Source organism: [Clostridium] colinum (assembly GCF_940677205.1).
Taxonomy (GTDB): domain Bacteria; phylum Bacillota; class Clostridia; order Lachnospirales; family CAG-274; genus Tyzzerella; species Tyzzerella colina.
In genome coordinates this window covers 587,344-599,233 of sequence record NZ_OW712331.1, presented here as the reverse complement: position 1 = coordinate 599,233, position 11,890 = coordinate 587,344, and the positions used below count along the sequence as shown (strand labels likewise).

Sequence of the window (11,890 nt, the reverse complement as noted above, 5' to 3'; positions counted from 1 at the left end):
TAAATGTTTATTTTTAAAAAAATAGTAAAAATTTTATATCAAAAAATATTATTAAATAATTGTATGTGAAAATAATATTTTTTATATAGTTTATTCAAATTTTATATTTTTAAAAGGCTATAGATAAAGTCATATAGCCTCAAAATAAACATCTATAAAATTAACTACATAAATAATGTAAGTTGGTTTGTATCTGGCATACCTTGTAAAACACCATTTTGCTTTAATATTTCAACAACAGTTTTACTTATTTTAGTACGTTCAACAAGATTTTCAACCGTATCAAATAGTCCATTTTCTCTAGCTTCTACTATATTTTGCGTAGCTTGCTCTCCAAGCCCTTGAACGCAACATAAAGGAGGCAACAATCCCTCTTCTGTAACATCAAATTTAAACCCTTTAGACTTATATAAATCCATTTTTGTAAATTTTAATCCTCTTTTATACATTTCTCTAACAAGCTCTAAAACAACTAATTTTGTTTTTTCTTTTGTTGTAGCTCCTTTTCCTAATGCTTGTATCTCTTTTATAGCTAATTGTACTTTGTCTAATCCAAAGCACATTAAATCATAGTCGAAATCTTCTACTTTAACAGAAAATAAGCTAGCATAAAATGCATAAGGATAGTTTATTTTAAAATATCCCATTCTAAAAGCATTTGTAACATATGCTACTGCGTGCCCTTTAGGAAACATATATTTTATTCTTTTACAAGACTCTATATACCAATCTGGTACATTTTTTTCTATCATAGCTTGTTCAAATTCTGGTGTTAAACCTTTACCTTTTCTAACAGATTCCATTATAGTAAAAGCTAATTTATTTTCTACTCCTTTTAAAATAAGATAAACCATAATATCATCTCTTGTTGGTATAACCTCTTTAAGAGTAGCTACATTGTTTTTTATAAGCTCCTGAGCATTGTTAAACCAAACATCTGTACCGTGAGAAAGTCCAGATATTTTAACAAGGTCTGAAAAACTATTAGGCTTTGTATCCATAAGCATTTGTATAACAAAAGGTGTACCAAATTCTGGCAAACCTAAAGACCCTGTATCACATTCTATATCTTCAACACTTACCCCTAAAGCATTAGGAGAAGTAAATAAGGACATAGTTGTTTTATCATCCATAGGTGTGTTAAGCGGGTCAAACCCTGTAAAGTCTTTTAACATACGTAAAATTGTTGGCACGTCGTGTCCTAATAAATCTAGTTTTAATATACGCCCACTTATAGAATGATAATCGAAATGAGTAGTTATAACATTAGATGTTGGGTCATCTGCCGGTCTTTGTACTGGGCAAAAATCATATATACTTTTTGTATTAGGTACAACCATAAGCCCACCTGGGTGTTGTCCTGTTGTTCTTTTTATACCAACGCACCCTTCTACAAGTCTATTTATCTCTGCACCACTTATTTTCATATTTCTTTCATCTGCATATTTTTTTACATAACCGTATGCAGTCTTGTCTGCCAATGTACCTATAGTTCCTGCTTTAAACACATATCCTGTGCCAAAAAGCTCTTCTGTATATTGATGGGCTTGTGCTTGAAATTCTCCTGAAAAGTTTAAATCTATATCTGGTTCTTTGTCTCCTTCAAAGCCTAAAAATGTTTCAAAAGGTATGTCGTGTCCATCTTTTGATAGCATAGTTCCACATACTGGGCATACTTTGTCTGGCAAATCCCAGCCAGAATTACCTGCATAAGCTAAAACTTCTTCAGAATCAAAATCTGAATATTTACAATTTTTGCAAAAATAATGTGGCGATAAAGGATTAACCTCTGTTATACCTGCCATTGTAGCGGCAAAAGATGAACCAACAGACCCCCTAGACCCAACAATGTATCCATTATCATTTGAATTCCAAACTATTTTTTGAGCTATTATATATAACACAGCAAATCCATTTTTTATGATAGAGTTTAACTCCCTTTCTAGCCTATCTCTCACTATTTTGGGTAAGTCTTCTCCATATATACTTTTTGCTTTTTTCATTGTTATATCTGTTAGCTCTTTATCTGAGCCTTCTATTTCTGGTGGGAATGTACCATCTGGTATAGGCAATATATGTTCTATCATATCTGCTATAATGTTTGTATTTTTTACTACTACTTCATAGGCTAAATCTTTCCCTAAATATTCAAATTCTTCAAGCATTTCTTCAGTTGTTCTAAAATATAAAGGTGGTTGATTATCACAATCTTTAAATCCTTTAGAAGCCATTATTATTTTTCTGAAATAATCGTCATCTTTATCTAAAAAATGTACATCACAAGTAGCAACTACTAATTTATTATATTTTTTACCATAGTCTATAATTTTTTTATTTATATTTTGTAAATCTTCTACACTGTTAATGTTAGATACTTTTTCATTTTCTATTAAAAACTCATTATTTCCTATTGGTTGTATCTCAAAATAATCATAAAAATTTGCTAACTTTTCTATTTCATCTTCGTCTGCATTGTTTAACACTGCTTGATAAAACTCTCCATTTTCACAAGCTGTACCTATAATAAGACCTTCTCTAAGTTTTAAAAATTCACTTTTTGGTATTCTTGGGTCTCTAAAAAAATATTCTAAGTTAGATTTAGATATTAGTTCATATAAATTTCTAAGTCCTTTTTGATTTTTTACAAGTATTATAGCATGATTAGGTCTTAGTTTTTTTACATCTATATTTGTTCTTGCTAATTCATTTACACCATCAAGATTATTTATGTTATACTCCTTTTTTAATATTTCAGTAAATTTTATAAATATATTTGCTGTAGCTTCTGCATCATCTACCGCTCTATGATGATTTTCTAAAGAAATATCTAACTTTTTAGCAATTACATTAAGTGTATGTTTAGCCATATCTGGAAAAATAGTCCTTGATAACCCAACTGTGTCTAAAACAGTATTTTTTACTATTTTTCCATTTCGTTCTGCCCATTTTTTTATAAATCCCATATCAAATTTAGCATTGTGTGCAACTAAAACACTATTACCAAAAAACTCAAAAAACTTAGGTAACATTTCACTTTCTTCTGGAGCCTCTACAAGCATATCATCTGTTATATTAGTTAGATTTACTATCTCTTTACTTAAATTTTCGTGAGGGTTTATAAAAGTAGAAAATCTATCTATTATTTGTCCATTTTTCACCTTAACAGCACCTATTTCTATTATTTTATTATACTCTCTATTAAGCCCTGTTGTTTCTAAGTCAAAAATAACATATTCATCTAATAAGCTTTGATTTTTACTATGCTCTACAACATTTGATAAATCATCTACTAAATATGCTTCAACTCCATATAACACTTTTATATTAAGCTTTTTTGCTATATCCATAGCATCTGGAAAGGCTTGTACAACTCCGTGGTCTGTTATAGCAACTGCTTTATGCCCCCATTCACTTGCTCTTTTTATTATATCTTTTACAGATGTTACTCCGTCCATTTTGCTCATTTGAGTATGTAAATGTAACTCTACCCTTTTTACAGGACTATTGTCCATTTTAGGTTCTGGTGGATTTGATTTACAAATTTCCATAGGTGATAATATAAGCTCTTTCATATATTCATCATATCTTATTTCACCTTTTACTACAACAAAGTTACCTTTTTTTACAATATCACTATAATCTTCTTTAAAATCTTCTGGTTCTGTAAAAAATTTAAAACTAATAGAATCTGTCATATCTGTTATGTCTACTTTTACAATATATTTGCCTTTTTTAGTTTCAGTTATATCTAAACCAAATATTTTACCTTTTATAGTTATTATTTCTCCGTCTATTACAGAATTTTTTATTTCTTTTACTTCTTCTTCTATTGTGTCTTTTATTTTTAATGATAACCTTTTTACTCTCCTAAATTTATTTATATCTGGATATTTATCTTGTTGTGATACTTGATGTGTGTTTTGTGTATTAGTGTTTTCTAATGCCTTAGCTATAAGCTCTTTTAATTCATCATTTTTTTCTTTAGCGCTATTAATATTTGTATTTACATCTATAAACTTTACAAAAACATTAATATCAAATCTATCTTTTATTACTTCCTCTATAATAGTATCTATCTTTTTAGCCTTAAAAATAAATGCTCCTCTTTTATAAAGGTTTATATTTAAAATATTTTCTTCTATATTAAATGTAGCCTCTTTAAATATAGGAAAACAAATAGGACTTTTTACTTTTATAACTTTTACTATATTATCCCAAATTTTTTCTACTTTTTGTTGTAATGTTAAATCATCTAAATTATATTTTAAATATATATTTACTTCTTTTAAAAATTTAAAATTTTCAAATATATCTTCTTCAAAGTCTTTTAAGCAGTTTTCATTTACTACTTTATCACTTTGTAAAAATATTTCAGCTAATGCCCTACTACTGTTAATTTTTATATTAGAAACAATAGTATTTTTAAGAACAGTCTTTACATTAGCAGATAATTTTATTTTAGAAAAAACATTAGAAAATTTTTTATCTTCCAAATAAAATCACTCCAAATTATAACTTTATAACTCATTTATAAGCTTTAAAAGTTCTGGTATAAGCATATCTTCTGGAACTTTTTTTAATATTTCTCCCTTTTTAAAGATAAGCCCATATCCTTTTCCACCTGCTATACCTATGTCTGCTTCTTTAGCCTCTCCTGGACCATTAACTGCACAGCCCATAACAGCAACTTTTAAATTTTTATTTATTTTTTTACATTCTTCTTCAACTTTGTTAGCAATAGATATTAAATCAACTTCTGTTCTACCACAAGTAGGGCAAGATATAAACTCTATACCAAATTTTCTAAGCCCCAAAGATTTTAAAATCTCTTTAGCCGTTTTTATCTCTTCAATTGGATTACCTGTTAAAGATACTCTTATAGTATCTCCTATACCCATACTTAAAATAGAGCCTATACCTACTGCTGATTTTATAGACCCACTCCATACAGTTCCTGCTTCTGTTATTCCTAAATGTAATGGATAATCTATTTCATTAGATAATATAGAGTAAGTTTCCATACTAAATGGAACACTAGATGCTTTTATAGATACTACTATATTATTATAATCATATTTTTCTATTATTCTTACGTGTCTTAAAGCACTTTCAACAAGTCCCTTTGGTGTAACTTCTCCATATTTTTGTAATATATCTTTTTCTAATGACCCAGAATTTACCCCTATTCTAATAGGAATATTTCTTTCTTGTGCCTTAGTTATAACTGCTTTTATTCTTTCTTCATTACCTATATTACCTGGATTTATTCTTATTTTATCAATACCATTTTCTATGGCTTGTAAAGCTAACCTATAATCAAAATGAATATCTGCAACTAAAGGTATTTTTATATTTTTTTTAATTTCTTTAATAGCTTCACAAGCCTCCATATCTGGAATAGCAATTCTTATTATTTCACAGCCTTCTTCTGACAAGCTTTTTATTTGTTCTATTGTAGCCTTCGCATCTCTAGTGTCTGTATTACACATAGATTGTATAGCAATAGGATTATTACCACCTATTTTTATATTACCAATAGATATTTCTCTTGTTTTTTTTCTTTGTATAAAATTTATCAAAAAATCACTTCCTTTTAATCTGTAAATTGTTGTCAAAAAGGCTGATTTTATATAAAAATCAACCTTTTTATATTAAAATTAAAATAAATTTATAACATCTTTAAAAGCTATTAATATACCAAATCCCATTAAAATAACAAATCCTATAAAATGAACCATACCCTCTTTTTCTGGAGATATAGGTTTACCTCTTATAGCTTCTATTGTTAAAAATACTATTCTTCCTCCATCAAGTGCTGGTATTGGTAAAAGATTAAATACTCCAATATTAGCACTAAGAAGAGCCATTATATTAAGCATAGTAAGTATAGTAGCACTAACACTAACTTTCATAGCCGTTTCATAATGTTTATCAATAACTGGTGTTATACCTATAGGTCCTGTTAATTCTTTTAAAGCAATTTGACCTGAGAATAAATCAAACACACCAATTATTGTAACTTTTATAGTAAATATCATATTATTATATCCATCACGAATAGTACCAAAAAAAGTATTTTTTTCTATACCTTCAATATCTTTGGCTAAAAGTCCATTTTTTAAAACTGGTGATATACCTATTAAATATCTGTTGTTATTTTTATCAAATTCTGGTTTTATATTAAATTTTATTTTTTGTCCATCTCTTTTAACTATTAATTCTAAACTTTTATTTTGCTCTTCTTTAAGCCTTGAGATTTGAAAAGTTAAATCTTCAAAATTTCTTATTTTTTTGCCGTCTAATTTATATATTACATCTTTTGGTTGTATTCCTGCTTCTTGAGCTGGAGACCCCTCTGTTACTTCTCTAACAGTAGTTGTAGCAGTGCCACTAAAAAATGTAATACCAATAAATATAGCAAATGCCAAAACAAAGTTCATAAATGCACCAGCAAAAATTATAGCAAATTTTTTAGGCATAGTAGCATTAGAAAAACTATCAGGGTCATCACTAGCTGAATCTTCATCTTTCATTTTGCAATATCCACCAAGCGGAAAAAGCCTAACAGAATATAATGTACCATCTTTTTCTTTGCTCCATAGCTTTGTACCCATACCTATTGCAAATTCTTCTACAAATACACCACTTTTTCTAGCAACAATAAAATGTCCCCATTCGTGTACTAATATAATAAATCCAAATATTAAAATTGTTATTATTAAAGACAAATATATTCACCTCATTATAAATTTTTATGTTTAAAATTCATTACACAAAATTATATTTTTTGCATAATCTCTTGAAAGTTTATCTGCTTGTAAAACATCTTCCAAACTATAATCTAGCTTATTTTTATCTTTATAATTTTCCATTGTTTTATAAACAATTTTAGGTATGTCTGTAAATTTAATTTTATCACTTAAAAAATATTCTACTGCTACTTCGTTGCTAGCATTTAATACACAAGGCATAATGCCTCCTATTTTTATTGCATCAAAGGCATATTTTAAACAAGGGAAAAGTTCATAATTAGGCTTTTTAAATGTAAGATTATTATGTTTTAAAAGGTCTAGTTTTTCAAAATTATTTTTTGTTCTATTAGGATATGCTAAGGCATATTGTATAGGTACTTTCATATCTGGTGTTCCCAATTGAGCCATTATAGCACTATCTTTATATTCTATCATAGAATGAATTATACTTTGTGGGTGTATAATAACTTCTATTTTATCTATATCAATATTAAAAAGCCACTTTGCTTCTATAACTTCAAGGCCTTTATTCATAAGTGTTGCCGAATCTATTGTTATTTTTTTACCCATAGACCAGTTAGGATGATTTAAAGCTTCTGCTAATGTTACGTTTTCAAGGTTTGTATGTTCTCTAAAAGGACCACCAGATGCTGTTAATATAATTTTTTCTATATCTTTATGTTTGTTTCCTTGCAAACATTGAAAAATAGCCGAATGTTCACTGTCTATTGGATATATATTTACACCATACTTTTTAGCCTCTTTCATAACTAGCTCACCTGCAGAAACTAATGTTTCTTTATTAGCTAGAGCTATATGTTTTTTTGCTCTTATCCCATATATAGTAGGCAAAAGTCCTATATTACCAACTAATGAATTTAAAACTGTATCTATATTATCTAATGTTGCAAGCTTAATAAGACCTTCTTCGCCTGTTAATACTTGTGTATTTGTATCTTTTATATTTTCTTTTAAAATATTAGCCTTTTCCATATCCATAACACAAACATACATAGGCTTATATTTTCTTATTTGATTTTCTAAAATATCTATATTAGTATTTGTAGATAATCCTATAATATTTATATTTTTTAAATTTTCTACAACTTCTAATGATTGTGTACCAATAGACCCTGTAGAACCTAATATAACTATATTTTTATTCATATATCCTCCAAAATATTAAAGAATAATATTATAAATTTCTATTATTTTAAGAACAATATAACAAATACCAGCTGTAAATATTACACTATCAAATCTGTCTAATATTCCTCCGTGGCCTGGTATAATTTTACCATAATCTTTTATATTAAATCTTCTTTTGGTAGCAGATGCTGTTAAATCTCCAAATTGAGCAAATATAGCACCTATTATACCTAAAAGAACAAAACTAATTATTAATGTATAATTATTGTTGAAAATATGCTCTATTTCTACATTTTTGTTTGCTATAAAAAATCCATATATTCCACAAAATAATGCCGAAAATAAAACACCACCTATTGCACCTTCTATAGTCTTTTTAGGGCTAAGCCCTGGTGTTAATTTATGTTTTCCCATTGTTATCCCTACAAAATATGCTCCAGTATCACAAGCCCACGCACATATAAAAGGTAACCATACAGTATAATTTCCATAATCAAGCTCTCTTATTAAATATACCGTAGAAAACATAAGGGGTATATAACAAAATCCAAAAAATGTTAAAGATACATCAAATATACTTATTTTTTTATAATTAAATACCATAAATATTAAACTTAGTAATAAAAATGTTCCACTTATCAAATCAGATATTTGAAAAAATGGTGTATCCAAAATTAATAAATAAATTAATGCAAAAATAAACCCTAAATAATGTATTGGTATTATTTTTTTACATATTGCTTTATAAAATTCATACATACCTATTATAGATACAAATATAGTACCTATTTTTAAAGGTAACCCCCCATAATATACTAAAGCAAATAATATAGGAAACAAAACTACACTTGATATTATTCTAACTAACATTGCTAACTATTTACCCTACCGCCAAAGCGCCTTTCTCTTTTTTGATAAGCATTTATCGCTTGTTCTAAGTCTTCAAATGTAAAATCTGGCCAAAGCTTATCGCTAAAATAAAATTCGCTATAAGCCGATTGCCATATTAAAAAATTACTTGTTCTAAGCTCTCCGCTAGTTCTTATTATAAGCTCTGGGTCATTATATTCTTTTGTGTCCAAATAAGAAGAAACAAGATTTTCATCTATATTATCTATAGATATATTTTTATTATTTACATCTCTAGCTATATTTTTTATAGCTCTTACTATTTCATCTCTACCACCATAATTTAATGCTATATGTAAATTAAGCCCTGTCTTTTTACTAGATATTTCTTTTAAATAGGCTAAATCTTTTTGCAAATCTTCATTTAAGACACTTATATCTCCTATTGTATCTATTTTTAAATTACCTTTTTCATTATCTTTTATGTATTGGCCGATATAATCTTTTAAAAGCCTCATTAAATCATCTACTTCTTCTTTGTCCCTTTTCCAATTTTCAGTAGAAAAAGCATATACTGTTACATGTTCTATCTCTGTTTTTTCTATTTTTTCTAAAAGTTTTTTTAATGTGTCTGCACCTGCTTTATGCCCCATTTTTTTTGGTAAAAATCTTTTTTTTGCCCATCTTCCATTTCCATCCATAATAATAGCTATATGTTTTGGTAAGGCTCTTTCCATAATAACCTCCATTTACAATATATTCTTATTTTTTTAATCTATACTACACCATTTTATCATATTTTTATATTATAATCTATATTTTTATAAGTTATTTTTTCTTTTAATTTTATATAAAAATCTTAAAAAATAAAGATTATAAAACAAAATTACAATATAAAAAATAAAAGTTATAGCAAAATACTACAACTGAGGCTGTAAGTAAAGCCTTACAGCCTTTATTTTATTAATCCAAAACAAATTTAAAATCTATTGTTCTTTCATACATATTTGTTGAAATAAGTTTTACTTTTACAATATCTCCTAAAGAATATCTTTTGCCTGTCTTTTCTCCAAAATATTGCATATTTTTTTCATCATAGTAATAATAATCATCTTCAATTATTTTTGGTGATACCATACCTTCAATTGTATTAGGTAATTCTACATATATCCCCCAACTAGTAACTCCAGATATAACACCTTCAAATATTTGCCCAACTTTATCTTCCATATATTCAATCTTTTTAACAAGGCAAGTTTCTCTCTCTGCTTCTTCCGCTACACGCTCTCTATTAGAACATTTTAAGCAAACATCTGGTAACTTTTTAACTAATGTATTTGTTCTTTTTTCATCTAAATTTCCTTTTATATGTTCTTTTATAATACGATGAATTTGCAAATCTGGATAACGTCTTATAGGAGATGTAAAATGACAATAATATTTTGCTGCCAAGCCAAAATGCCCTTCATTTTTAGGCGTATATCTAGCTTGTTTAAAACTTCTTAATACTACTCTACTTACAATCATTTCTTCTGGCTTACCTTTTGCTTTTTCTAAAATCTTTTGAAATGCTTTTGAATGTATATTACTACCTTTTAATTTATATCCAAATTTAGAAATAAATTCTGACATTTCTTCTATTTTTTCTATGTCTGGTTCTTCGTGAGAGCGATATACAAAAGGTATTTCTAGCCAAAAATAATTTTCAGCTACAGTCTCGTTTGCAACTAGCATAAATTCTTCTATTATGCTTGTAGCTACATTTCTTTCATATAGCTTTATATCTATTGGTTTTCTTTTTTCATCTAAAACTATTTTTGATTCTTGAAAGTCAAACTCTATTGCGCCTCTTTTCATACGTTTTGCTAATAAAATATTTCTAAGCTCTTCCATTGTTTTAAACATAGTTAAAAAGTCTTTATTTTCTTCTAAATAAGGGCTATTTTCATCTGTTAAAATACTATTTACTATATTATAGCTCATTCTTTTATCTACGTTTATAATTGTTTCAGATATTTGATGATTATAAACATTTCCTTCTTTGTCTATCTCCATTATACAACTTAAAGCTAATCTGTCTTCTTTTTGATTTAAAGAACATATACCATTAGACAACTTATGTGGTAACATAGGTATTACTCTATCTACTAAATATACACTTGTCCCTCTTTTTAATGCTTCTCTATCAAGAGGTGTAGATTCTTTTACATAATGTGTTACATCTGCTATATGAACACCTAATTTATAATTTCCGTTTTCTAGTTTTTGTATAGTTATAGCGTCATCTAAATCTTTAGCATCTTCTCCATCTATCGTTACTGTTTGTGTATTTCTTAAATCCAATCTATTTGTTTTTTCTTCATCTAAAACTTCTGTTGGTATATTTTCTATTTGCTTATACACTAAATCATCAAAATCTGTTGGTAAATCAAACTGTTTTATAATTGATAAGATATCAACTCCTGGGTCATTTATATGCCCTATTATTTCTGTAACTTTACCTTCTGGTTTTTTTCCATTTTCTGCGTGCTTAATTATTTCTACAACAACTTTATGCCCTGTAACTGCCCCTAAGGTATATTTTTTAGGAATAAAAATATCATTATACATTTTCTTTTCATCTGGCACAACAAACCCAAAACTTTTACTTTGTTCAAAAGTTCCTACTATATGCTTAAGGCCTTTTTCTAATACTTTTATAATAACACCTTCTGGTCTTTTCCCTGTGTCATTTTCTGTTATCTGACACAATACTTTATCTTTATGCATAGCTCCATTTGTGTTTTTTTCGTGTATAAATATATCTCTTTTATTATATATATCATCATCTTCTACTGTAACAAACCCAAATCCTCTAGATGTACTTGTATAAGTTCCATATACCATATTTAAAGCTTCTGGTGTCATTATTTTGCCTTTTTGAGTTAAAACAAGCTTTCCATCTAACAGTAGCTCATTTATTATTTGCATAAATAATTCCCTATCTTGTATAGGTACTTCCATAAACATCATAATATCATTTATCTTCATTGGCTTATATTCTTTAGATTTTACAAAGCCTAATATTTTTTCTTTTTTTTCTTCTAAAATATTGTTGTCTATATCTGTCATTTTAAACACCTCCTATGTGTTGTTTTTAT

At 27.5% G+C, this 11,890-nt stretch carries 7 protein-coding genes; all 7 read right to left on the bottom strand.

What is annotated here, in order from left to right:
- Window positions 1-164: 164 nt before the first annotated feature.
- Complete coding sequence (locus NBW53_RS02930; RefSeq protein ID WP_250278627.1) at window positions 165-4,493, bottom strand: PolC-type DNA polymerase III; 4,329 nt, start codon at window positions 4,491-4,493, stop codon at window positions 165-167.
- 24 nt (window positions 4,494-4,517) lie between these two features.
- Window positions 4,518-5,567 carry a flavodoxin-dependent (E)-4-hydroxy-3-methylbut-2-enyl-diphosphate synthase gene (gene ispG / locus NBW53_RS02925; protein ID WP_250278995.1) on the bottom strand — a complete coding sequence of 350 codons (1,050 nt, stop codon included), beginning with the start codon at window positions 5,565-5,567 and terminating at the stop codon, window positions 4,518-4,520.
- Window positions 5,568-5,657: 90 nt separating this feature from the next.
- On the bottom strand, window positions 5,658-6,728 hold the full coding sequence (locus NBW53_RS02920; RefSeq protein WP_250278626.1) for a M50 family metallopeptidase: 1,071 nt from the start codon (window positions 6,726-6,728) through the stop codon (window positions 5,658-5,660).
- Between the two features lie 30 nt (window positions 6,729-6,758).
- Window positions 6,759-7,919, bottom strand: a complete 1,161-nt coding sequence (locus tag NBW53_RS02915) for a 1-deoxy-D-xylulose-5-phosphate reductoisomerase (protein WP_250278625.1) — start codon at window positions 7,917-7,919, stop codon at window positions 6,759-6,761.
- Between the two features lie 15 nt (window positions 7,920-7,934).
- Window positions 7,935-8,771, bottom strand: coding sequence for a phosphatidate cytidylyltransferase (locus tag NBW53_RS02910; protein WP_250278624.1), 837 nt, complete (start codon window positions 8,769-8,771; stop codon window positions 7,935-7,937).
- Between the two features lie 2 nt (window positions 8,772-8,773).
- Window positions 8,774-9,487: an isoprenyl transferase gene (locus NBW53_RS02905; protein ID WP_250278623.1), complete on the bottom strand. Its 714-nt coding sequence runs from the start codon at window positions 9,485-9,487 to the stop codon at window positions 8,774-8,776.
- A 226-nt stretch (window positions 9,488-9,713) separates the two neighbouring features.
- Window positions 9,714-11,861 carry a ribonuclease R gene (rnr, locus tag NBW53_RS02900; RefSeq protein ID WP_250278622.1) on the bottom strand — a complete coding sequence of 716 codons (2,148 nt, stop codon included), beginning with the start codon at window positions 11,859-11,861 and terminating at the stop codon, window positions 9,714-9,716.
- Window positions 11,862-11,890 lie beyond the last annotated feature (29 nt).

What these genes read in the sequence shown, in the direction of transcription:
- NBW53_RS02915 (WP_250278625.1), bottom strand. Translation starts at nt 7,919, where the DNA reads ATGAATAAAAATATAGTTATATTAGGTTCTACAGGGTCTATTGGTACA.
- NBW53_RS02910 (WP_250278624.1), bottom strand. Translation starts at nt 8,771, where the DNA reads ATGTTAGTTAGAATAATATCAAGTGTAGTTTTGTTTCCTATATTATTT.
- NBW53_RS02905 (WP_250278623.1), bottom strand. Translation starts at nt 9,487, where the DNA reads ATGGAAAGAGCCTTACCAAAACATATAGCTATTATTATGGATGGAAAT.
- rnr (WP_250278622.1), bottom strand. Translation starts at nt 11,861, where the DNA reads ATGACAGATATAGACAACAATATTTTAGAAGAAAAAAAAGAAAAAATA.